The sequence below is a fragment of the Leisingera aquaemixtae genome (genome assembly GCF_006740765.1).
Classification (GTDB): Bacteria; Pseudomonadota; Alphaproteobacteria; order Rhodobacterales; family Rhodobacteraceae; genus Leisingera; species Leisingera aquaemixtae.
Map to the genome: position 1 here is coordinate 3,191,705 of NZ_CP041159.1, position 20,868 is coordinate 3,212,572.

A 20,868-nucleotide genomic window follows, 5' to 3' on the forward strand; every position below is an offset into this window, starting at 1 on the left:
TGCGGTCCTTGTTGCGGGGGCCGTTGCGGCCGATTGTGCGAAGTTTTGTGCGAGGACTGCGCCCGGCCCTGAGTGGGCGTGAAGCGCCCTCCCGTGGGGAGGGTCGGGCGCTGCTCGGCGGTGCCGCCGGGCACAGGTGTTGCTCAGGCGGCCTCGGTCTGGGCCGCGATCTCGGCCTCGAAGGCCCATTTGATCCAGGGCATCAGCGCGGCCACGTCGGTGGCTTCCACCGTGCCGCCGCACCAGATGCGCAGGCCCGGAGGCGCGTCGCGGTAGGCGCCGATGTCAAAGGCCACGCCTTCCGCTTCCAGACGCTTGGCCACGGCCTTGGCAAAAGCGGCGCCGTCCTGGATGCGTTCGTCCGTGAACTTGAGGCAAACGCTGGTGTTGGAGCGGTATTCCGGCTGTTCCGCCAGGAAGGCGATCCAGGAGTTGTCCTGCACAAAGCTTTGCACCGCGGCCAGGTTGGCGTAGGCGCGTTCACGCAGGCCTTCCATGCCGCCCACCGAGCGGGCCCAGTCCAGCGCCAGCAGGTAGTCCTCCACCGCCAGCATCGAGGGGGTGTTGATGGTCGCGCCCTGGAAGATGCCGTCGATCAGCTTGCCGCCCTTGGTCAGGCGGAAGATTTTCGGCAGCGGCCAGGCGGGGGTGTAGCTTTCCAGCCGTTCAACCGCGCGGGGGCTGAGGATGATCATCCCGTGCGCCGCTTCGCCGCCCAACACCTTCTGCCAGGAGAAAGTGGTCACATCCAGCTTGTCCCAGGGCAGATGCTGCGCAAAGGCCGCGGAGGTCGCGTCGCAGATCGTCAGCCCTTCGCGGTCCGCCGGGATCCAGTCACCGTTGGGGACGCGCACGCCGGAGGTGGTGCCGTTCCAGGTGAAAACAACGTCATTGGTGAAATCGACGGTGCCCAGGTCCACGATCTGGCCGTAATCGGCGGTCTTGACGGTGGCGTCCAGCTTGAGCTGTTTCACAACGTCGGTGACCCAGCCGGAGCCGAAGCTTTCCCAGGCCAGCATCTCGGTGCCGCGGGCGCCCAGCAGGTTCCACATCGCCATTTCAACCGCGCCGGTGTCCGACGCCGGCACAATGCCGATTTTGTAGTCTGCGGGAATGTTCAGGATCTCGCGGGTGCCCTCGATCGCCGCCTTCAGCTTCTCCTTGCCGACCGCAGCGCGGTGCGAGCGGCCCAGCGGCGCGCCGGCAAGTTTCGACAGGTCAAAGACGGGAGGTTTGGCACAGGGGCCCGAAGAAAAACGCGGATTGGCCGGCCGCGATGCCGGTTGTGCAATAGCCATATATGCTACCCTTCCAGATAAGCGCCCCTCGTTGGGGAGGGGTGTCCCGGGTACAGAGCTAGGCTGCTGCAGCGCGGCATGCAACAGAAAAATCAGAAGAATGCGGCTGTTGGAATGTTTTTTGCGACATGATTTTCCACCATCGGAAACAGCCGCCCTGAAATGGCGAACAGGACCGCTCCTTATGATGCCGCCGGTCATGAACGGCTTTTTGCCGTCTGGCCGAGGCCCCGGCGGCCCGCTATGACAAGGAGAATCCTGAGGAAACGGAGCCTGCCGATGTTTGTTGCCAGCCTGATCTGCAATCCCGCCAGCCCGGTGCTGGAGCCCGCCCTGCCCGAATCGCTGCGTAATGCCTGGGGCGGCGGCGAGGCCATCTGGCTGGCGCCAGGCGTCGCGGCCGAGTTTGCGCTGGAGCAGATGCCGGGCAACCGCTGGCAGGTCTGGGAGGATTTGCAGCAGATGGGGGTGGATCTGGTGATCCAGCCCGCCGACGGTCGGAAGAAGAAGATGCTGCTGGCCGACATGGATTCGACCATGATCCAGCAGGAATGCATCGACGAACTGGCCGAGGAAGCGGGTGTTGGCGCGCGGGTCAAGGACATCACCGCGCGGGCAATGAACGGCGAGCTGGATTTCGAGGGCGCGCTGATCGAGCGGGTCGGGCTGCTGCAGGGGCTGCCGGAGACGGTGATCGGCAAGGTTCTGGACGAGCGCATCACCCTGATGCCGGGCGGCAGGCAGCTGCTGTCGGTGATGAAGGCAAATGGCGCCTATGCGGCGCTGGTGTCGGGCGGGTTCACGGCTTTCACCTCCAGGGTGGCGTCGGAGCTGGGCTTTGACGAGAACCGGGCCAACACGCTGCTGGCGGAAGGCGGCAGGCTGACCGGCGAAGCGGCGCGGCCGATCCTGGGCCGCGAGGCCAAGGTGGAGGCGCTGGAGCAGATCACCGCCCGGCTGGGAATCGGCGAGGCGGATGTGATCGCGGTGGGCGACGGCGCCAACGACCTGGGCATGCTGAAACGCGCAGGCGCAGGCGTCGCGCTGCACGCCAAGCCATCGGTGGCGGCGGAATGCGAAATCCGCATCAACCACGGCGACCTGACGGCGCTGCTCTATATCCAGGGCTACTCTGAGGCCGATTTCAAAAGCTGAGCCCGCTCCCGGGGCCGCAATCCGGGGAACTCCCGCGCCCGCAGGTGCGGCTGCTGGCGCAGCCGCACCTTGGCGGCCTTGGGCCCGGCGCTGCGCAAATGCGCAGCGCCGGGCCCAACGGGAGGAGGCCTGTTCGCAGAACAGGCTGACGGCGGGCGGGAGCCCCCCCCTTCGGCGGGGCCGCAAGGGCCGCGGACCTTGTCGGCCTGCAAAAGCGTGGTTTTCACACTTCCATTATTTAACAAATATGTTAATAATGAACCCATGACCCCGCTTCTGAAATCATTTGCGGCCCTGTCGGACGAGACCCGCATGTCGATTGTCGACCAGCTGATCACCCAAGGCGAACTGCCGGCGGGCGATCTGGCACCGGGGGCGGCCATTTCGGGGCCGGCCATCTCGCGCCATCTGAAGGTGCTGCGCGAGGCCGGGCTGGTGACCCAGCGCGCCGATGGCGCAAGGCGGCTCTACTCCGCCCGGCCCGAGGGCCTCAGGATGATTGCCGAATGGACCCAATCCCGCAAAGGGTTCTGGGACGGCAGCCTGGACCGGCTGGAGGCGGCCCTGAGGGAGGACGGCGCATGAGCGGCCTGCAGTTGCAACGGATCTTCCCGGTCAGCCCGGAGGCACTGTTCGATTGGGTGACCACGCCGGACAAGCTGCTGAGATGGTGGGGACCGGAAGGCGTCAGCATTCCGGAGCACGATCTGGACCTCAGCCGCACCGGACCCTGGCATTCCATCATGCAGAACAGCGACGGGCAGCGGTTCCATGTTTCCGGCCAGGTAACCCATGTGGATGTGCCGAAATCCGTCGGCTTTACCTGGGCCTGGCACGATGAGGACGGCAGCCGCGGCGCCGAGAGCCATGTGACCTTTACTGTCGCCGCCGCCGGAGACGGTGCCATGCTGCTGATTGATCACCGCGATCTGGGCGATGACGGGATTGCCGCGCGCCATGACGAGGGCTGGACCTCGACCCTGCGCAAGCTGGAGGCTCAGCTCACCGCAGACGCCTGACGCACAATTCACGCAACCAAGGGAGAAGACCGATGCCAGAGTTCATTTTTGTCTACCACGGCGGCAAGACCCCGGAGAGCGAGGAGGAAGGCGCCAAGGTGATGGAAGCCTGGAAGAGCTGGATGGGCTCGATGGGGGACGCACTGAAGGTGCCGGGCGCGCCGGTGGGAATGTCCAAGACCGTCAGCGGCGGCGGCGTGGCGGACAATGGCGGCGCCAATCCGGTCTCGGGTTATTCGGTTGTGCAGGCGGCCGACCAGGACGCGGCCTGCGAGATGGCCAAGGGCTGCCCGATGGTGGCGGATGGCAGCGGCTCGGTCGAAGTCGCCGAAATCATCGAGATGGAGATGTAAGAAAATGCCCCGGTTCACGGCCGGGGCATTTGATTTCAGAACAGCGGCGCCGCTGCTTTCTTAGAACAGCAGCTCCGCTGCGGGGCGGATTGCGCCGCATTCCAGCCCGCGGCGGCTGTAGAGCGTCTTGTTCATGTACTTGCGGGTCTCCGGGTGATCTGCGTCCAGCACGCCGAGGCTGACCAGCAGCGCCGCAATCGCGCATTCGCTGGCACGGGTGGTGCCGTCGGCGATCTTCAGCGCAACACCCAGCTTCTGTTCCGGCAGGATGGCGATGAACACCGCCTCGGCACCGGTCTTGATCGCCACCTTGCCGCCCATCGCCCGCATCAGGTTGGTGCAGCAGCGGGTTTCGCCGGCCACCAGCTCGGGATGCGCGGTCATCGCGGCAACCAGCTGCTGCGCCGCCTCCGAGGCGCGGTCGGAGCGGTCAGCCGCACTGGCAAACCAGGCCATCGAGCGCGCCAGCCCGGTGACGGTGGTGGCGAAGTTCGGCGCCGAGCAGCCGTCAATACCGTAGCCTGGGCTGTCCTGGCCGGTGGTTTCCTCAAACGCGGCCAGGCAGGCCTGCTGCACCGGGTGGTCCACCTCGATGTATTCCGCGCCCGCGCCCAGGTATTGGGTCAAGGTCAGGAAGCCTGCGTGCTTGCCGGAGCAGTTGTTGTGCACCTGGCAGGGGCTGCTGTCAGTCTTGATCAGCTCATTGCGGGCCGGGATGTCATCCGGCAACTGCGGGCCGCAGCGGAAATCTTCGTCCTTCAGCCCCAGTTGGCCGAGCCAGGCATTGACCCGGTCCGTGTGGATGTGCGCACCGTTGTGCGAGGCGCAGGCCAGTGCCAGCTGCTCGGACGTGAGGCCATAGCGCGCGGCGGCGCCGGAGGTGATCAGCGGCAGCGCTTGGATCATTTTGGCAGAGCTGCGCGGATAGATCACCGCGTCGGGGTCGCCCCAGCTGCGCACCACCTGCCCGGACGCATCGCAAATGACGGCATGGCCCAGGTGCAGGCTTTCCAGCAGCGGGCCGCGCCAGACTTCGGCCATGGGCACAGGTTTCGGCATGAACTCTCCCCTTATGTTTAGTTGGCGAAATCCTGCCAAAACGCACTTTCGCCCGTGGTGCTTGTTACGTTAGTGTGGTTGTGTAGCGCAAGCGAGGGGATCGGGACCAGACAGCGGACGAAACGCTGCGGGCCCTTTGCTTGGTTTTTGAGGTAAGAGAACAGTCTTGGAGTCGGGACAAATGGCATTGAAACTCGCCCGCGTGGCTGCGGGCCTGTGTCTGGCAGCATTGGCAACCACCGCATCTGCGCAGGAAACGTCGAACAACCGGGTTGCGGCCAAGGTCGATTGGAGCGTCTTCGAGGGCAACGACCCGAATGAATGCTGGGGCGTGTCGGCTCCGAAGGAAACCGTGAACACCCGCGACGGCCGCGTGGTGGCGGTGCGCCGCAGCGAGATCCAGCTGTTTGTCACCTACCGCGAGGACGCCACCCCCAAGGGCGAGGTGAGCTTTACCGGCGGCTATCCGTTTGCGCCGGGCTCCACCGTCAATATGGCGATCGGCGACTCCGAGTTCGAACTGTTCACCGAGGGCGAATGGGCCTGGCCGGCCACCCCTGCGGATGACGCCAAGATCATCACCGCGATGAAGCGCGGCTCTGATGCGGTGCTGACCGCGCGGTCCGCCCGCGGCACCCAGACCCAGGACACTTTCTCGCTGCTCGGCTTTACCGCCGCGGTGGAAGACGCCGAGAAGCGCTGCAGTAAATAAGCGCTGAACGGAAGGATTTTCAGGAAACCCCGGCCCGCGCCGGGGTTTTCTTGTTTGAAGGCCGCGGGCCGCGTACCATGCGGCAGGAGGTGCTTGCCATGCTGCGTAGCGTCATTGGTGTTCTGATCATGCTGACACAACCCGTTTTCGCCGATCCCGCGCTGGAATGCGGCGATGCCGGCTCCCAGGTGGATATTGGCGAATGCGTTGCCGAGGACGAGGAGCGTGTGGAAGCCGCACTCGCTAAGGCGTTGAGCTTTGCTCTGGATGCGGCAGAAGAACTGGACGAAGTTACCGGCCGGAGCGCCGCAGCCCCCGCGCTTGAGGCCGGGCAGAAGGCGTGGGAAGCCTACCGGGCCGAGCATTGCGCCTTTGTGGGGGCGACATACGGCGGCGGCTCGGGGACGGGCATTGCGATCCGTTCCTGCTGGACACAGCTGGGCCGTGCCCGGATTGATGAGCTGATGCGGTATGCCGGGTAACCGCTATGCAAGCAATTTGGCAGGATTCCTTTTGATCTCCGTTCGAAATCCTATATAGAGCCGCATCCGCCCATCAGCATCGAGTCCGAAAGCCATGACCGCCAGCGCGCCGATCACCCAAGACGTATTGACCCTGCCCCGCAAGGACCCCGAAGGCGGCAAGATCAATCTTGTCGGATTGACCCGCGACCGGATGCGCGAGGTGCTGATTGAGCACGGCACGCCTGAGAAACAGGCGAAAATGCGGGTTGGCCAGATCTGGCAGTGGATCTACCAGTGGGGCAAGCGCGACTTTGCCGAGATGACCAACCTGGCCAAAGCCTACCGCGCGCAGCTTGCGGAGACGTTTGAAATCCGCGTTCCCGAAGTGGTGAGCAAGCAGGTGTCGACCGACGGCACCCGCAAGTACCTGGTGCGGATTGCAGGCGGCCATGAGGTCGAAGTGGTCTATATCCCCGAGGACGACCGCGGCACCCTGTGCATCTCCTCGCAAGTGGGCTGCACCCTGACCTGCTCCTTCTGCCACACCGGCACCCAGAAGCTGGTGCGCAACCTGACCCCGGCCGAGATCGTCGGCCAGGTGATGATGGCGCGCGACGATCTGGAGGAATGGCCGGTGCCGGGCGCGCCGAAGGAAGAGACCCGGCTGCTCTCCAACATCGTGCTGATGGGCATGGGCGAGCCGCTTTACAACTTCGACAACGTCCGCGATGCGATGAAGATCGCGATGGACCCGGAGGGGATCTCCCTCAGCCGCCGCCGGATCACGCTGTCGACCTCCGGCGTGGTGCCGGAGATTGCCCGCACCGCGCAGGAAATCGGCTGCCTGCTGGCGATTTCCTTCCACGCCACCACCAACGAGACCCGCGACGTGCTGGTGCCGATCAATAAGCGCTGGAACATCGACGAGCTGCTGCAGGCGCTGGCGGATTACCCCAAGGCGTCGAATTCAGAGCGGATCACCTTTGAATACGTGATGCTGGACGGCGTGAACGACACCGATGAGGACGCGCACCGCCTGATCGATCACATCAAGCGTTACAATATCCCGGCCAAGATCAACCTGATCCCATTCAACGAATGGCCCGGCAGCCCGTACAAGCGGTCCTCCAACAACCGGATCCGGGCGTTTGCCAATATCATCTATCAGGCGGGGTATGCCTCACCGATCCGCAAGACCCGCGGCGATGATATCATGGCGGCCTGCGGACAGCTGAAGTCTGCGACCGAACGCGCCCGCAAGAGCCGCAAGCAGATCGAGGCCGAAGCCGGGATGAAGTGATCCCGGCTCCGGCCCGTGTGCGGCAGGGTCCCCGGCTGCCTTAGGTGAAGAGAAAGTCGTCCTGAGTGAGCGTGCCGTTGAATCCAGCAAGCTCAATCTCGTATTGTCCGTAGTAGCTGATGAACGTGCTGCCGCCGCTTTGGCTGATCAACAGGTCGCTGAAGCCGTCCACAGAGGTGCCTGAGAACTCGATCTTGTCGCCGCCGCGCCCGAAATCCGTTATCACTTCCTGTTCGTAGTAATCAGCCGAGACAAACACAAAGGTGTCCGCGTGGCGGCCGCCGGTCAGCTGGTCCGATCCGTCGCCGCCGATCAGGCGGTCCCGGCCGTTGCCGCCGACCAGCGTGTCATCGCCGGCTCCGCCGGAGAGGGTATCCCAGCCGCCGCCGCCGACCAGCTTGTCCGCTTCATCCGTGCTGCCGGAATACTCATCATCGTCCAGGCCGCCGATCAGCATGTCCGCGCCTTTGCCGCCGACCAGCCGGTCTTCGCCGTAGCCCCCGATGAGGGTATCCTGACCGCCGCCGCCTATCAGCCTGTCGGCGGCCTCACGGCCGATCAGTGTGTCGCGGCCACCGCGTCCGAAAACTTTGCTCTCCTGGCCGACTGCCAGAACCGTTTCAGCTTCGGCGCTGGTGTCGATCACCACCATGCCGCTGGATTTGACCCGCACGCTCCACTCTGCCGTACCCGCGCTGCTGCCGTAGATGTGCTGCAGGGCCTGCACGTCGAAGGTTCCCAGCTCAGTCACGTTGTAGCCGGCATAGGTATAGGTCATCACGGTGTTTGCCTGGGTATCCAGGTGATCAGCCAAGGTGGTGTCCCCGTCATGCGGGTGTTTCAGGCCCAGCGCATGGCCGATCTCATGCAGAACCGTCTCATAGCCGAAGGACCCGGGCATTATGTTGCCGCCCTCAATCGCCAGGCGGCCCTCGTTGGTCGAATAGCTGCTGGCCCAGGGGTAATCCGCCCATCCGGCAGCCGAACCGCCATCATAGCCAAAAACATTGATCATCGCCGGGCCGCCGGTTTCGACAAAGATCACACCCGAAGCTTCCTCGAACTCGTCCAGGGCCCTGCGGAAGTACTCCCTCTGCTGGCTGTCGAAGGCCCAATAGCGGTAGGCTCCGTAAGGATCGCTGCTGACGGGGTCCAGTTCGCTGGAGCTGGTGAAACTGTAGGTCACCACCGTTCTGGTTCCCAGATCAGACAGGCTGTTCCACCGGAAACTGTCGCTGGACATATATGCCAATAGCGCTGTGTAGTCTGTGACTTCGGACATCAAGCTTCTCCACTGCTCAACCGCCGGTAAGTTTTTGTTTGTAAATGTGGCCAAGTTTGGCCCGCTTCCGGGCGAAACCCGCTCACTTCCGCGGTCGTTGTCTCAGTTTGCATGAACACGGATGGAAATCAGCGAAAATAATCCATCTTGCTTAAGCCCGGGCTTGCGGGACCGAACCAGCCGCACGCCTGACTGACTCTGCGGCGGGTGGTATGTTGCAGGAAAGCACCAGTCATCCGCCGCCCCATTTTCACCCCAGACCGGCACAAATTCCGCCATCTGCCGAGGACAGTTTCCAATGCGTGAACAAATGTTTTGAAAGGTAATCGGCTTATGCAACCGTCAGACAAACAGGCCCAGCCCGTCGACCCCAGCGTTCTGGAACTGATCCGCAGCGAGCGGCAGAAGGCGCTCAGCCCGCGGGAATGGAAATTCCGCCTGCGCGGCTATGGCTATGGGGTGAAGACCGTGGCAGGCACCCCGGTCCTTACCCGGCTGACCACGGGCGACGAAATCGGCACGCTGCCGCCGGAACTGGCCTGAGCCCGGCAGCAGCTAAAGCCCGCCCTGGCGCTTAGCGCTCGCGCCCCGGAAGGGTTTCGCGCGGCGGCGCCGGTTCCCAGTTGTCGATGATCCGCACCGCTTCCTGCGCGGTGTCGACCACGCGGAACAGGTCCAGGTCCTGTTCCGAAATGGTGCCTGCATCGGCCAGCGCATCCCAATTGATGATCTTGTCCCAGAAGTCCTTGCCGAACAGCAGGAACGGCACGCGCTCCATCCGACCGGTTTGGATAAGGGTCAGGCTCTCGAACAGCTCATCCAAGGTGCCAAAGCCGCCCGGGAACACGCTGATTGCCCGCGCCCGCATCAGGAAGTGCATTTTACGGATCGCAAAATAGTGGAAATTGAAGCTGAGGTCCGGCGTCACATAGCCGTTGGGCGCCTGCTCATGCGGCAGCACGATCGACAGGCCGATGGAATGGCCGCCCGCATCCGCTGCGCCGCGGTTGCCCGCTTCCATCACACCGGGGCCGCCGCCGGTCACCACGACATTCTGGCGTCCGCCGCTCTCCTTTGATTTTGCCGTCATAAGCCGGGCGAACTCACGCGCCTCGTCATAGAAATGCGACAGATCGGCCAGCGTCTGCGTGCGCGCCTTATCCTTGTGCTCCGGATCCGGAATGCGGGCACCGCCGAACATCACGATGGTGCTTTCAATGCCGCGCTCGTTCAGCATCAGCTCCGGTTTCAGAAGCTCCAGCTGCAACCGCACCGGGCGCAGCTCCTCCCGGTACATGAAATCCTGGTCGGCGAACGCCAGACGGTAGGCAGGCGACCGTGTCTGCGGCGTGGCGGGCACATGCTCAGCCCGGTTCCGGTCGGTATGGGCGTCGCTGAAACGGCTGTGGCGGTCTTCGGTCATGGGCAATCCAGGTCAAAATAAACAGGACTTCCTTTGTAGCCGCCCTTGACCGTTAGCGCCAATCAAGAATGCAGGAACTGGCGCGGCCGGCTTGCGCCCCGGCGCCGCGCGGATAAGCTGCGCGCTGAGTGAGCGGGGAGCAGAACACATGAACTGGCAGCAGGAAATCATGGCAGCGGCAGAGCGTATCCGCCCCCATGTGCAGCAGACACCAGTGCTGCAAACCCGGGGGTTCGGGCTGGACGTCCCGGTGGAGCTGAAACTGGAGCATATGCAACACACCGGCAGCTTCAAGGCCCGCGGCGCCTTCAACACGCTGCTGAGCCAGGAGGTTCCGGCAGCCGGTCTGGTGGCGGCTTCCGGCGGCAATCACGGCGCCGCGGCGGCCTATGCGGCGCATCAGCTGGGCCACAAGGCGCGGATCTATGTGCCGGAGATGGCGGGCCCCGCCAAGATTTCCCTGATCGAGCGCACCGGCGCCGATCTGCAGGTGGTGCCCGGCGCCTATGCCAACGCGCTGGAACAGGCGCAGGCCTATGAGCAGGAAACCGGCGCCATGCAGGTCCACGCCTATGACGCGCCTGCCACCGTTGCGGGCCAGGGCACCTGCTTTGCCGAATGGCAGGCCCAGGGGCTGGCAGCCGATACCCTGCTGATCGCCGTGGGCGGCGGCGGGCTGATCGGCGGCGCGATGGCCTGGTTCCAAGGCGCCAGGAAGATTGTCGCGGTGGAGCCGGAAACCTCCTGTGCGCTGAACGCGGCGCTGGCGGCAAGACAGCCTGTCGATGTTGACGTCTCCGGCGTTGCGGCCAACGCGTTGGGCGCCAAGCGCATCGGCAGCATCTGTTTTGAGCTGGCCGCGGCACAGGGCATCGACTCTCTGACTGTGCCGGACAGCGCCATCACCGCAGCCCAGACTGCGCTCTGGCGCGAACGGCGGATTCTGGTGGAACCCGCTGGCGCAACGGCGCTGGCGGCGCTGATCTCCGGCGCCTACCGTCCCGCCCCGGGTGAACGCGTGGCGGTTCTGGTCTGCGGCGGCAACATCGCTCCGGACCCGCTGGGATAATACTTGCGGGCAGCCAGCCGCCCGGCTATCGCCAGTACATGTCCGCAACCATTGCCGATACCATCTACCAGGCGTTGAGCGAGCGCATCATCACCGGCAGCCTGCCTGCCGGGGAAAAGCTGCGCCAGGACCACATCGCCCGCGAGTTCGAGGCCAGCCACGTGCCGGTGCGCGAGGCGCTGTTGCGGCTGGAGGCGCATGGGCTGGCACAATCCGAACCCCGCCGCGGCACCAGGGTCAGCGCGCTGGACCCCTCCGAGATCCGCGAGGTGATCGAAATGCGGGTCGCGCTGGAGGTGCTGGCCCTCACCCATGCCTTCGCCCGCCTGACGCCGGAGGATACCGAAGCGGCCGAGGCCGCCCGGCTGGCCTGCGACGCGGCAGAGGACATGGCCAGCTGGGAACGCCTCAACCGCGCGTTCCACCGGGTGATTCTGGCGCCCTGCGCGATGCCGCGGCTGCTGGCCTCGATCGACGATCTGCATATTGCCGCTGCCCGCCATCTGTTTGCCAACTGGCAGCACCAGTGGACCCGCCGGGTCGACGCTGACCACGCTGCCATCGTTCAGGCGATGGCGCGCCGCGACCCTGCGGCCGCCTGCGAAATCCTGCGCCGCCACCTGCGCCGGGTGCGCTAAGCCGCCGGAACCCCGCAAAACGCCGCCCGGGGCGGCCATTTGGACGCAATCCGGGCATGACCTGCACCTCGATAGCCGCTATGAAGCTGCGACTCAAACCGATGCCGGAGGAACCCCCATGTCCAACGCCCAGCTGGAAGCAGCGATCGAAGCCGCCTGGGAGGCGCGCGACACCATCACCCCCGCCACCACCGGCGAACAGCGTGACGCCATCGAAGACACCCTGAACGCGCTCGATTCAGGCAAGCTGCGGGTGGCTGAAAAGCTGGAGAACGGCGACTGGCATGTGAACCAGTGGGCCAAGAAGGCGGTGCTGCTGGGCTTCCGCATCAAGGACATGGAAATCCACGAAGGCGGCCCGCAGGCCGGCGGCTGGTGGGACAAGGTCGACAGCAAGTTTGCCGGCTGGGGCGAGGCAGACTGGAAATCCGCAGGCTTCCGCGCGGTGCCCAACTGCGTGGTCCGGAAATCCGCCTATATTGCCCCCGGCGCGGTGCTGATGCCCTCCTTCGTGAACCTCGGCGCCTATGTCGATGAGGGCACCATGGTCGATACCTGGGCCACCGTCGGCTCCTGCGCGCAGATCGGCAAGAACGTCCACCTGTCGGGCGGCGTCGGCATCGGCGGCGTGCTAGAGCCGATGCAGGCCGGCCCGACCATCATCGAGGACAACTGCTTTATCGGCGCCCGTTCGGAAGTGGTCGAAGGCTGTATCGTGCGCGAAGGCTCGGTTCTGGGCATGGGCGTCTTCATCGGCAAGTCGACCAAGATCGTCGACCGCGAAACCGGCGAAGTGATGTACGGCGAAGTGCCGCCTTACTCGGTGGTTGTCGCAGGCTCGATGCCGTCGAAGAACAACATCAGCCTTTACTGCGCGGTGATCGTGAAGCGCGTTGATGAGAAGACCCGCTCCAAGACCGGCATCAACGAGCTGCTGCGCGACTGATCCGCGCTGCACTGCTGAACGACAGGAACGCGCCCCGCCCGGGCGCGTTTTTCTTTGCCTCCGGCGGTTGGGGCTTTGCCCCAAACCCCAGGATATTTCCAGCCAGGTGAAGACTGGATCCTCTATTCTTCTGGCCCGGAAATATCCCGGGGTGAGGCCTTCAGGCCGAGGGGCAGCGCCCCTCCTGTGCAAAACCCTTGCCGCGCAATAAGCCTGCCGCTAATAGTATTACATCTACACATAAGAGGGTCAGATGCAGACCATATTTGCCCAGCGCGCCCGCCTGCCCCAAGGATGGGCAGAGAACCTCCGGCTGACGGTTGAGAACGGACGGATCTGCTCCACGGAAACCGCCGCCGAGCCGCAGGCGGGCGATGCCAGAGTGGACGTGCTGCTGCCTTCCCTGGGCAATCTGCATTCGCACAGCTTTCAGCGTGCCATGGCTGGCATGACCGAATACCGCGCGGCGGGCAAGGACAGCTTCTGGACCTGGCGCGAGCTGATGTACCGATTCATGGACCGCATCACACCGGAGCAGTACGAGGCCATCGCCGCGCTGGTCTTTATGGAGATGCTGGAGGCGGGCTATGCCTCCGTCGGGGAGTTCCACTACGTTCACCACCAGCCCGGCGGTGCGCCTTTTGAGTCACTGACCGAGCTCAGCGAGCGGGTGTTTGCCGCCGCCAGCGAGACCGGCATCGGCCTCACCCACCTGCCGGTGCTCTACACCTACGGCGGCGCTGCAAAACAGGCTCTGAACGGGGGCCAGAAGCGGTTCGGAAACTCGGTCGCGGAGTTCTCCAATCTCGTCACCCGCGCCCGCGGACTGGCCGCACGCGACCTGCCGGAGGATGCCAGCGTCGGCATCGCGCCGCACTCGCTGCGGGCCACCTGCCCCGAGGATCTGGCGGAGGTGCTGCGGATCCAGGACGGGCTTCCGGTGCATATCCACATCGCCGAACAGCCCAAGGAAGTGGCGGATATTTGCGATTGGCTGGGCGCGCGGCCGGTTGAATGGCTGCTGGCGAACGCGCCGGTGGACGGCAAATGGTGCCTGATCCACGCGACCCACATGACAAGTGCCGAAACCATCGGCATGGCACGCTCCGGCGCCGTTGCAGGCCTGTGCCCGATCACCGAGGCCAACCTGGGCGATGGCCCCTTCAACGGGGTGGAATACCTGGCGCAGGACGGCGCTTTCGGGGTCGGGTCAGATTCGAACGTGCGGATTTCGCTGCCGGAAGAATTGCGAACACTGGAATATTCCCAGCGCCTGCGGGATCTGGCGCGCAACGTGCTGGTGCCGGGCGAGGGCTCGGTCGGCGAAACCCTGTATCTGGGCGCGGCCAAAGGCGGGGCGCAGGCCCTGGGCCGCGATGCCGGGCGGATCGAGCAAGGCGCGCTGGCGGATCTGGTGGCGATTGACAGCAGCGCGCCCGCGCTCTGCGCGCTGAAGCCAGAGCAGCTGCTGGACGGCCTCTGCTTTGCCGCGGGCGATGACACTGTAACCGATGTTTGGAGCGCCGGGCGCCATGTGGTGCAGCAGGGCCGCCATATCGCCCGGGACAGCGTGGTCGCAGGCTACAAGACAGCGGTGAAAGAGCTTTTGAACAGTCTCTAAACAGGCAAAATCCGCACTTGGATCACAGTGCCGCCGCCGGTGATGACCGCGCCGGCGGCGCTCTGCGTCACTATCCCCTCTCCGGGGCCAAGGCGGTCTATGCCTGCAACGTCCAGGATGCCGGAGACAACGAACAGCATCTGCGGGCCCTCAGTATCCGGAACTATGCCGTCCGCCAGAACCTTCGGTTCTGCTGTTACCTGTGCCGGATCATAAATCACGTTGAAGGCCTTGCACGGCCCGGCGCGCAGGCGGCACTCCAAATCCACGCCGCCATCGAAGCATAAAGGCTGCAATGGCCGCGCCTCCAGCCGTGTGCCTTCGTTTGACAGGCTGTGGCCGGCCCCTTCGGTCACGCAATGGATACGGGCGAGGCCGGGAAAGGCGGAAAACGGGCCGTTTCGGGTGATGTCCGCCAGGCTCACCCGCCAGACCATATGGCCGTCCTGTTCATGCACGGCCAGCTCGCGCGTCACGCCGCCGCCGTTTTTCCACGGCACTGCCTGGGCGGTGAGAGCGGAAATGCGCATCGCAGCATCCTCAAGGTCAACCATCAAGCCTCGACATAGAGCCTGATTGCGCAAGACCGCAAGGTTTCCGTTTCCTGCCGGTCCAGCCCGCGCTGGCCGCGCAATTTGATTGACCATCCCCCTGCCCCGGCGCTATGGCGGCGGCATGGAAAAGAAGAAACCCTCCCGCCAGCAAGTCTATACCCTGCTTGTCCAGATCGGCCGCAAGGACGGGGACGGCCTGCCCGACGGCGCCACCGGTGCCGCGCTGATGATCTATGCCTCCGGCGTGGACGAGGCCGAGGCGGTGCGCGAGACCGTGGCGATCCTCAAGCAGGCCGATACCGCGCCGCTGGATGTGACCGGCTATGGCACGCTGGAAGAACGCGAAGCCGAAGGCCATGAGATCGGCGAAGAGGAGCGCGGCCTGATGCAGCGGGCGCTGGAGGAAAACGCAGTAATCGTTGCGCAGATGACCCCGTTCTTCGACGGCGAGGAGCCGGTATTCCATTAAGGCCCGGCCTCAGTTCTGGCTGCCGAACCATTTGCGGTAGAGGGCGTCATAGCTGCCGTCCTCCTGCATCGCCAGCAGCGCCTGGTTGACCTCCTCCACCAGCGGTGAGCCGGCCGGAAACACCAGCCCGTAGTTTTCCCGCAGGAAGGGCTGGCCAACGGTGTGGCCAAAACGGTGGCCGCCTTGCTGCACGTAGTAATTCAGCACCGGCGCGTCAAAGACCACCGCCGTCACCTCGCCGCGCTCGAACCCTGCCAGCATATCCTCCAGCCCGGCATAGGCGGAATAATCGATTTCGCGCCGGTTCAGGAACCCGGCTGCGGTGGAGCCTTCGATCGTACCCACCGACTTGCCATAAAGATCGTTCACCGAGTTCACCGAGCCGCTGATCGCCTCCACCGTCATCACCGCGGTGATCTTGGCGACGAAGACCGAGACGATGAACAGAGAAGACACCACCAAGACCACGCCGAATACGCGGCCCACGGGCGTGCGCGGCACACGTTCCTCAAACCCGCCGTTCACCACCAGGTTCAACGCCCACCAGAAGGAGGGGAACCAGGCCTCTTGCAAGGGCCGGTCGAAATAAGGCTGGGCGCGGCGCTCAAAGGCCCACATCACCATGCCGCCGCCGAACAGCAGCAGAAAGGCGATGCCGATGGCCGCAGCCAGGTCCCACGACAGCAGCGCCCGCAGCAGCGACGGCTGGCGGACGTCATCCGCCTGCACCATGATCTGCAGGCCGCTTTCGAAAATCGGCTGGCTGAAGTCCATCAGCACCTCGCGCCGGGCGGTGATCGAGATGTTGGCGGCTGCCAGATCCGCCTCGCCGCTGCTGACACCGCCCAGCATGTCCGCAAAACTGTCCGTGCGGTTGATGCGGTACTCCCAGTCCAGCCGTTCTGCCAATAGATTGAGGAGTTCCAGCGAAAACCCGGTGTCCGCCCCGTCGTCCAGCATCGAGAATGGCGGCCGGGTGACGGTGTTGACCGTCAGCACCTGCGCAGACAGCAGTTGCCCCCACAACAGGAAACAGGTGGCGGTGATCAGGCGGAGGTACAGCACTGGAACGCTCGGATGGGCCTCTGGAACGGTTTCAAAGTCCTTAGGCGGTTCGCCTTTTTCACGCAAGCGCCTTGCCGCGAACGGGTAAACGCCTGTGGCACAGGCGCAGACAGACAGCCGCGCTTCCTGTTTCTGTTGGGCTCAGCCGGGCACGTGCCTGGATGATCCCCCAGCACGGCTGCGGCTTCTGCTCCGCTTGCACTGGCGTGAATTGCGCCGTGTGCCGATCCGCGCTAGGCCTGTGGCCAACGGAACATCAGGAGCCTTTCCATGCCGCAAACCGACCCCGCCCGTCTGACCGCCGATCTGATCCGCTGCCCTTCGGTCACGCCGGAAGAAGGCGGCGCGCTGGTGCTTCTGGAAAAGCTGCTGAGCACGGCAGGCTTTGACTGCACACGCACCGACCGCGGCGAAGTTTCCAACCTGTTTGCCCGCTGGGGCGCCAAGGGGCACGCCAAAACCTTCGGCTTCAACGGCCATACCGATGTGGTGCCTTTGGGGGATGAGGCCGCCTGGACCATGCCGCCCTTTGGCGCGGAAGAGAAAGACGGCTTCATGTACGGGCGCGGTGCCACCGACATGAAATCGGGCGTTGCCGCCTTTGCCGCCGCCGCCGTGGATTTCGTCAAGGAGACACCGCCGGACGGCGCCATCATCCTGACCATCACCGGCGACGAGGAAGGCGATGCGGAGGACGGCACCACCGCGCTGCTGGATTATATGGACCGCGAGGGCGAGAAGATGTCGGTCTGCCTGGTGGGCGAACCCACCTGCCCCGATGAGATGGGCGAGATGATCAAGATCGGCCGCCGCGGATCGCTTACGGCCTGGTTCACGGTGACCGGCGTGCAGGGTCATTCCGCCTATCCCCACCGCGCCAACAACCCGCTGAACGCAATGGCGCGGCTGATGGACCGCCTGGCGAGCCATGAGCTGGACCAGGGCACCGAGCATTTCGACGCGTCCACCCTGGCGGTTGTCACCATCGACACCGGCAACACCGCCACCAACGTGATCCCGGCGCAGAGCCGCGCCACCGTGAATATCCGCTTCAACGACGCCCACACCGGCGCCAGCCTGACGGAATGGCTGCAGGATGAGGCGGACAAGGTGGCGGCGGAGTTCGGGCTGGAGATCGCTGTGCAGGTGAAAATCTCCGGCGAGAGCTTTATCACACCGCCAGGCCCGCTGTCGGATCTGGTCGCCGAAGCCGTTGAAGCGGAGACAGGCCGCAAGCCGGAGCTGTCGACCACCGGCGGCACCTCGGACGCGCGGTTTGTAAAGGACCATTGCCCGGTGGTGGAGTTCGGGCTGGTGGGCAAGACGATGCACCAGGTGGATGAGCGGGTCGAGGTCGCGCAGATTCATCAGCTGAAGGCCATCTATACCCGCATTCTGCAGGACTATTTTGCCAAGGCGTGACTTCACGTGAACCGCACCCTGATCATCATGGTCAAGGAGCCGCGTCCGGGGCGGGTGAAGACCCGCTTGGGCCGGGATATCGGCGTGATCCCGGCCACCTGGTGGTTCCGGCATCAATCCGACCGGCTGATCCGGCGTCTGCGGGACCCGCGCTGGCAGATCGTGCTGGCGGTGGCCCCGGACCGGGCGGTGAACTCGCGGGTCTGGCCCGCTGACATGCCGCGCTTGCCGCAAGGCAGCGGCGATCTTGGGCAGCGGATGAAGCGGATGCTGACCATGCCCGGCCAATTGGCAGGGCAGCGCCCGTCCCGCCCCTCCACGGGGCGGGCGCTTTACGCCTTCCCCGCGCGGGACGGGCGCAGTTCCGGCAAAAGAGTCGGTCCCGTCTGCCTGATCGGTGCCGATATCCCCGGCATCACCCGAGCCCATATTGCCCGCGCCTTTGCTGCGCTTGGCGATCATGACGCGGTCTTTGGCCCCGCGGATGATGGCGGTTACTGGCTGGTGGGCGCCAAACATCCCTCCCGCCTGCCCCATGGCCTGTTCGGCAATGTCCGCTGGTCCACGGAAAATGCGCTGGCCGATACCCTGCGGACCCTGCCCGGCTGGCGCATTGCGCTGACCGATACCCTGCAGGACGTCGACACTGCGGCTGACCTGCCGCGGTGCTGACTGCGCGCTTTTCTCCATGACGCCGCCCCGCCGCCGTGCTACGCGGGAAACATGAGCCGTATTCCCTCCAAGGCCGAAATCCTCGACTGGATCTCCGCCAACCCGACCCATACCTCCAAACGCGACATTGCCAAGGCCTTTGGCATCAAGGGCGCCGACCGCATCGACCTCAAGCGCATCCTGAAGGAACTGGAGGCCGAGGGCCATTTGCAAAAGCGCAAGAAAACCTACCGCGACCCGGACCAGCTGCCGCCGGTGACGGTGCTGCAGGTGAAGGCGCCGAACGAGGATGGCGACCTCTATGGCCGCCCGCTGGAATGGCACGGCGAGGGCGTGGAGCCGATCATCCTGATCCTGCCCAAAGCCTCGGACCCGGCTCTGGGCGAAGGCGACAAGATCCTGGCCAAGCTGCAAGCAGTGCCCGATCAGGACCACAACTATGAGGCGCGGCTGATCCGCCGGATCGGCACCAGCGCGAAACGGGTGCTGGGCATCTTCCGCGCAGGGTCTGAGGGCGGGCGGATCGTGCCGATCGACAAAGCAGCTTCGACGGAATGGACCGTGGCGCCGGATGCTGCGAAGGACGCCCGGGACGGGGAACTGGTCGAGGCCGAACAGGCCGGCCCCAAGGGCCGCTTGGGCCTGCCGCGGGCGCGCATCGTGGAACGGCTGGGCGACCCTGCGGCGCCCAAGGCGGTGTCCCTGATCGCCATTCACCAGCACGGCATTCCCGACCGCTTCCCCGACAAGGTGGTGGCCGAAGCCGATGCGGCCAAACCAATGGGCCTGAAAGGGCGCGAGGACCTGCGCGATCTGCCGCTGGTCACCATCGACCCGGCCGATGCGCGCGACCATGACGACGCCTGCTTTGCCCATGCTGATGACGATCCCAAGAACCCTGGCGGCCATGTGATCTGGGTGGCGATTGCCGACGTGGCGGCCTATGTGCGCCCAGGCTCGGCGCTGGACCGCGAGGCGCGCAAGCGCGGCAACTCCAGCTATTTCCCCGACCGGGTGGTGCCGATGCTGCCGGACCGGCTGTCGGGCGATCTGTGCAGCCTGCACGAAGGCGTGCCGCGCGCCTGTCTAGCGGTGCGGATGCAGGTCGACGCCGAGGGCCACAAGATCGGGCACAAGTTCGTGCGCGGGCTGATGCGCTCCGTGGCCTCGCTGAATTATGCCGAGGTGCAGGACGCGCAGGACGGCAGCCCCAACGAGAAGACCGCGCCGCTGCTGGAAGATGTGATCAAGCCGCTGTTTGCTGCATATAAGGCTCTAACAAAGGCAAGAGCCGCACGCGAACCGCTGGATCTGGATCTGCCCGAGCGCAAGATCGTACTGGATGACGACGGCCATGTGACCTCGGTCGCCTTCCGCGACCGGTTGGACGCGCACAAGCTGATCGAGGAGTTTATGATCCTCGCCAATGTCTCCGCGGCGGAAACGCTGATCCAAAAACGCTCGCCGCTGCTGTTCCGCGTGCATGAGGAACCGGCCCCGGAGAAGCTGGAGGCGCTGCGCGAAACCGCGCGTGCGGCCGGACTCAACCTCGCCAAGGGGCAGGTGCTGCAGACCCGGCATCTGAATGCGCTGCTCAATCACGCGGCGGGGACGGATGATGCGGAGCTGATCAACATCTCCACTCTGCGGTCGATGCAGCAGGCTTATTACAATCCTGAGAACTTCGGCCACTTCGGCCTGGCGCTGCGCAACTACGCGCATTTCACCTCGCCGATCCGGCGCTATGCCGACCTGATCGTGCACCGCTCGCTGATCTCGGCGCATGGCTGGGGCAATGACGGGCTGAGCACCGAAGAGATCGAGCGGCTGGAAGAAACCGCCAACCATATCTCCGATACCGAGCGGCGGTCGATGATTGCGGAGCGCGACACCACCGACCGGTATCTGGCCTCCTACCTCAGCGAGCGGGTCGGCAATGAATTTGAGGGCCGGATCAGCGGCATCGCCCGCTTTGGCGCCTTTGTGAAGCTGGACGAGACCGGCGCCGACGGGCTGGTACCGGTGCGCTCGATCGGACGGGAGTTCTTTCATTTCGACCCGCAGGCCGGCACGCTGACCGGGTCTGACACCGGTTTGACCCTCGCCATCGGCCAGCGGGTCACGGTGCGGCTGACCCAGGCGGCGCCGGTGACCGGCGGGCTGGAGCTGGAGCTGCTGGCGCTGGAGAATGCGCCGATGCCATCCGGAGGCGGTCAGCGCGGCCGCCGCAGCCCGGCAGGCCGGACCGTCAAGCGCAAGGCGGCAATGTCCAAGCACAAGGCCGCCAAGGTGAAACGCAAGGTGGAACGCAAGCGGCCGAAATGAGCGGCTGTCCCCGAGGGGACAG

22 protein-coding genes are annotated in these 20,868 nt (G+C 64.9%); 16 read left to right on the top strand and 6 right to left on the bottom strand.

Annotation, left to right across the window (positions count from 1 at the left end):
• Nucleotides 1-143: 143 nt before the first annotated feature.
• On the bottom strand, nucleotides 144-1,298 hold the full coding sequence (locus R2C4_RS17330; protein WP_141891569.1) for a phosphoserine transaminase: 1,155 nt from the start codon (nucleotides 1,296-1,298) through the stop codon (nucleotides 144-146).
• A gap of 279 nt (nucleotides 1,299-1,577) precedes the next feature.
• Here R2C4_RS17330 and serB point away from each other — a divergent pair, with 279 nt between their 5' ends.
• The 4 genes from serB (at nucleotide 1,578) to R2C4_RS17350 (ending at nucleotide 3,825) form a co-directional block, all read left to right on the top strand.
• Nucleotides 1,578-2,453: a phosphoserine phosphatase SerB gene (gene serB, locus R2C4_RS17335; RefSeq protein ID WP_141891570.1), complete on the top strand. Its 876-nt coding sequence runs from the start codon at nucleotides 1,578-1,580 to the stop codon at nucleotides 2,451-2,453.
• Nucleotides 2,454-2,717: 264 nt separating this feature from the next.
• The gene (locus tag R2C4_RS17340; RefSeq protein ID WP_141891571.1) at nucleotides 2,718-3,038 is read left to right on the top strand and encodes an ArsR/SmtB family transcription factor; all 321 of its coding nucleotides are present in this window, start codon (nucleotides 2,718-2,720) and stop codon (nucleotides 3,036-3,038) included.
• Nucleotides 3,035-3,472: an SRPBCC family protein gene (locus tag R2C4_RS17345; protein WP_141891572.1), complete on the top strand. Its 438-nt coding sequence runs from the start codon at nucleotides 3,035-3,037 to the stop codon at nucleotides 3,470-3,472. The genes R2C4_RS17340 and R2C4_RS17345 overlap by 4 nt, the downstream gene beginning before the upstream one ends.
• 32 nt (nucleotides 3,473-3,504) lie before the next feature.
• Nucleotides 3,505-3,825 carry a YciI family protein gene (locus R2C4_RS17350; protein ID WP_141891573.1) on the top strand — a complete coding sequence of 107 codons (321 nt, stop codon included), beginning with the start codon at nucleotides 3,505-3,507 and terminating at the stop codon, nucleotides 3,823-3,825.
• Between the two features lie 60 nt (nucleotides 3,826-3,885).
• Here R2C4_RS17350 and R2C4_RS17355 read toward each other — a convergent pair whose 3' ends face one another.
• Nucleotides 3,886-4,884 (bottom strand): asparaginase, encoded by a 999-nt coding sequence (locus tag R2C4_RS17355; protein WP_058287523.1) that lies wholly within the window; start codon nucleotides 4,882-4,884, stop codon nucleotides 3,886-3,888.
• Between the two features lie 181 nt (nucleotides 4,885-5,065).
• Here R2C4_RS17355 and R2C4_RS17360 point away from each other — a divergent pair, with 181 nt between their 5' ends.
• From R2C4_RS17360 to rlmN, 3 genes are all read left to right on the top strand, one after another.
• Entirely contained in the window at nucleotides 5,066-5,596 is a 531-nt protein-coding gene (locus tag R2C4_RS17360) for an invasion associated locus B family protein (protein ID WP_058287522.1), read from the top strand.
• A 98-nt stretch (nucleotides 5,597-5,694) separates the two neighbouring features.
• Entirely contained in the window at nucleotides 5,695-6,078 is a 384-nt protein-coding gene (locus R2C4_RS17365; protein ID WP_244940747.1) for a lysozyme inhibitor LprI family protein, read from the top strand.
• Between the two features lie 94 nt (nucleotides 6,079-6,172).
• Nucleotides 6,173-7,360 carry a dual-specificity RNA methyltransferase RlmN gene (rlmN, locus tag R2C4_RS17370; RefSeq protein ID WP_058287521.1) on the top strand — a complete coding sequence of 396 codons (1,188 nt, stop codon included), beginning with the start codon at nucleotides 6,173-6,175 and terminating at the stop codon, nucleotides 7,358-7,360.
• 40 nt (nucleotides 7,361-7,400) lie between these two features.
• Here rlmN and R2C4_RS17375 read toward each other — a convergent pair whose 3' ends face one another.
• Complete coding sequence (locus tag R2C4_RS17375; RefSeq protein ID WP_141891575.1) at nucleotides 7,401-8,642, bottom strand: type I secretion protein; 1,242 nt, start codon at nucleotides 8,640-8,642, stop codon at nucleotides 7,401-7,403.
• A 333-nt stretch (nucleotides 8,643-8,975) separates the two neighbouring features.
• Between R2C4_RS17375 and R2C4_RS17380 the strand changes: the two genes are divergently transcribed.
• The gene (locus R2C4_RS17380; protein ID WP_058287519.1) at nucleotides 8,976-9,185 is read left to right on the top strand and encodes a hypothetical protein; all 210 of its coding nucleotides are present in this window, start codon (nucleotides 8,976-8,978) and stop codon (nucleotides 9,183-9,185) included.
• A 31-nt stretch (nucleotides 9,186-9,216) separates the two neighbouring features.
• Here the strand turns inward: R2C4_RS17380 and R2C4_RS17385 are convergent, their stop codons facing one another.
• Nucleotides 9,217-10,065, bottom strand: coding sequence for an LOG family protein (locus R2C4_RS17385; protein WP_141891576.1), 849 nt, complete (start codon nucleotides 10,063-10,065; stop codon nucleotides 9,217-9,219).
• Between the two features lie 148 nt (nucleotides 10,066-10,213).
• Here R2C4_RS17385 and R2C4_RS17390 point away from each other — a divergent pair, with 148 nt between their 5' ends.
• The 4 genes from R2C4_RS17390 to R2C4_RS17405 all read left to right on the top strand — a co-directional run bounded on the left by R2C4_RS17390 (nucleotide 10,214) and on the right by R2C4_RS17405 (nucleotide 14,339).
• A complete protein-coding gene (locus tag R2C4_RS17390) occupies nucleotides 10,214-11,134 on the top strand; it encodes a threonine/serine dehydratase (protein WP_141891577.1) in 921 nt (306 codons plus the stop codon).
• Nucleotides 11,135-11,172: 38 nt separating this feature from the next.
• Nucleotides 11,173-11,772, top strand: coding sequence for a GntR family transcriptional regulator (locus tag R2C4_RS17395; protein ID WP_141891578.1), 600 nt, complete (start codon nucleotides 11,173-11,175; stop codon nucleotides 11,770-11,772).
• 118 nt (nucleotides 11,773-11,890) lie between these two features.
• Complete coding sequence (dapD, locus tag R2C4_RS17400; protein ID WP_141891579.1) at nucleotides 11,891-12,718, top strand: 2,3,4,5-tetrahydropyridine-2,6-dicarboxylate N-succinyltransferase; 828 nt, start codon at nucleotides 11,891-11,893, stop codon at nucleotides 12,716-12,718.
• A gap of 253 nt (nucleotides 12,719-12,971) precedes the next feature.
• Nucleotides 12,972-14,339 (top strand): formimidoylglutamate deiminase, encoded by a 1,368-nt coding sequence (locus R2C4_RS17405; protein WP_141891580.1) that lies wholly within the window; start codon nucleotides 12,972-12,974, stop codon nucleotides 14,337-14,339.
• On the opposite strand, the gene R2C4_RS17410 is transcribed toward R2C4_RS17405, so the two are convergent.
• On the bottom strand, nucleotides 14,336-14,986 hold the full coding sequence (locus R2C4_RS17410; RefSeq protein ID WP_244940748.1) for a HutD/Ves family protein: 651 nt from the start codon (nucleotides 14,984-14,986) through the stop codon (nucleotides 14,336-14,338). The genes R2C4_RS17405 and R2C4_RS17410 overlap by 4 nt on opposite strands.
• A 28-nt stretch (nucleotides 14,987-15,014) precedes the next feature.
• Between R2C4_RS17410 and R2C4_RS17415 the strand changes: the two genes are divergently transcribed.
• Entirely contained in the window at nucleotides 15,015-15,362 is a 348-nt protein-coding gene (locus R2C4_RS17415; protein ID WP_027245100.1) for a hypothetical protein, read from the top strand.
• Between the two features lie 9 nt (nucleotides 15,363-15,371).
• Here the strand turns inward: R2C4_RS17415 and R2C4_RS17420 are convergent, their stop codons facing one another.
• Nucleotides 15,372-16,427 carry a transporter substrate-binding domain-containing protein gene (locus R2C4_RS17420; protein ID WP_141891581.1) on the bottom strand — a complete coding sequence of 352 codons (1,056 nt, stop codon included), beginning with the start codon at nucleotides 16,425-16,427 and terminating at the stop codon, nucleotides 15,372-15,374.
• A gap of 270 nt (nucleotides 16,428-16,697) precedes the next feature.
• Between R2C4_RS17420 and dapE the strand changes: the two genes are divergently transcribed.
• Genes dapE through rnr form a run of 3 tightly spaced genes read left to right on the top strand, consistent with a single transcriptional unit; the run spans nucleotide 16,698 to nucleotide 20,846 of the window.
• Complete coding sequence (dapE, locus tag R2C4_RS17425; RefSeq protein WP_141891582.1) at nucleotides 16,698-17,849, top strand: succinyl-diaminopimelate desuccinylase; 1,152 nt, start codon at nucleotides 16,698-16,700, stop codon at nucleotides 17,847-17,849.
• A gap of 6 nt (nucleotides 17,850-17,855) precedes the next feature.
• Nucleotides 17,856-18,521, top strand: a complete 666-nt coding sequence (locus R2C4_RS17430) for a TIGR04282 family arsenosugar biosynthesis glycosyltransferase (RefSeq protein WP_141891583.1) — start codon at nucleotides 17,856-17,858, stop codon at nucleotides 18,519-18,521.
• Nucleotides 18,522-18,572: 51 nt separating this feature from the next.
• Nucleotides 18,573-20,846, top strand: a complete 2,274-nt coding sequence (gene rnr / locus R2C4_RS17435; protein ID WP_141891584.1) for a ribonuclease R — start codon at nucleotides 18,573-18,575, stop codon at nucleotides 20,844-20,846.
• Nucleotides 20,847-20,868: the final 22 nt, after the last annotated feature.

Bases quoted from the DNA above. Each gene is read 5' to 3' on its own strand.
- R2C4_RS17330 (WP_141891569.1), bottom strand. From the start codon at position 1,298: ATGGCTATTGCACAACCGGCATCGCGGCCGGCCAATCCGCGTTTTTCT.
- serB (WP_141891570.1), top strand. From the start codon at position 1,578: ATGTTTGTTGCCAGCCTGATCTGCAATCCCGCCAGCCCGGTGCTGGAG.
- R2C4_RS17340 (WP_141891571.1), top strand. From the start codon at position 2,718: ATGACCCCGCTTCTGAAATCATTTGCGGCCCTGTCGGACGAGACCCGC.
- R2C4_RS17345 (WP_141891572.1), top strand. From the start codon at position 3,035: ATGAGCGGCCTGCAGTTGCAACGGATCTTCCCGGTCAGCCCGGAGGCA.
- R2C4_RS17350 (WP_141891573.1), top strand. From the start codon at position 3,505: ATGCCAGAGTTCATTTTTGTCTACCACGGCGGCAAGACCCCGGAGAGC.
- R2C4_RS17355 (WP_058287523.1), bottom strand. From the start codon at position 4,884: ATGCCGAAACCTGTGCCCATGGCCGAAGTCTGGCGCGGCCCGCTGCTG.
- R2C4_RS17360 (WP_058287522.1), top strand. From the start codon at position 5,066: ATGGCATTGAAACTCGCCCGCGTGGCTGCGGGCCTGTGTCTGGCAGCA.
- R2C4_RS17365 (WP_244940747.1), top strand. From the start codon at position 5,695: ATGCTGCGTAGCGTCATTGGTGTTCTGATCATGCTGACACAACCCGTT.
- rlmN (WP_058287521.1), top strand. From the start codon at position 6,173: ATGACCGCCAGCGCGCCGATCACCCAAGACGTATTGACCCTGCCCCGC.
- R2C4_RS17375 (WP_141891575.1), bottom strand. From the start codon at position 8,642: ATGTCCGAAGTCACAGACTACACAGCGCTATTGGCATATATGTCCAGC.
- R2C4_RS17380 (WP_058287519.1), top strand. From the start codon at position 8,976: ATGCAACCGTCAGACAAACAGGCCCAGCCCGTCGACCCCAGCGTTCTG.
- R2C4_RS17385 (WP_141891576.1), bottom strand. From the start codon at position 10,065: ATGACCGAAGACCGCCACAGCCGTTTCAGCGACGCCCATACCGACCGG.
- R2C4_RS17390 (WP_141891577.1), top strand. From the start codon at position 10,214: ATGAACTGGCAGCAGGAAATCATGGCAGCGGCAGAGCGTATCCGCCCC.
- R2C4_RS17395 (WP_141891578.1), top strand. From the start codon at position 11,173: ATGTCCGCAACCATTGCCGATACCATCTACCAGGCGTTGAGCGAGCGC.
- dapD (WP_141891579.1), top strand. From the start codon at position 11,891: ATGTCCAACGCCCAGCTGGAAGCAGCGATCGAAGCCGCCTGGGAGGCG.
- R2C4_RS17405 (WP_141891580.1), top strand. From the start codon at position 12,972: ATGCAGACCATATTTGCCCAGCGCGCCCGCCTGCCCCAAGGATGGGCA.
- R2C4_RS17410 (WP_244940748.1), bottom strand. From the start codon at position 14,986: ATGGTCAATCAAATTGCGCGGCCAGCGCGGGCTGGACCGGCAGGAAAC.
- R2C4_RS17415 (WP_027245100.1), top strand. From the start codon at position 15,015: ATGGAAAAGAAGAAACCCTCCCGCCAGCAAGTCTATACCCTGCTTGTC.
- dapE (WP_141891582.1), top strand. From the start codon at position 16,698: ATGCCGCAAACCGACCCCGCCCGTCTGACCGCCGATCTGATCCGCTGC.
- rnr (WP_141891584.1), top strand. From the start codon at position 18,573: ATGAGCCGTATTCCCTCCAAGGCCGAAATCCTCGACTGGATCTCCGCC.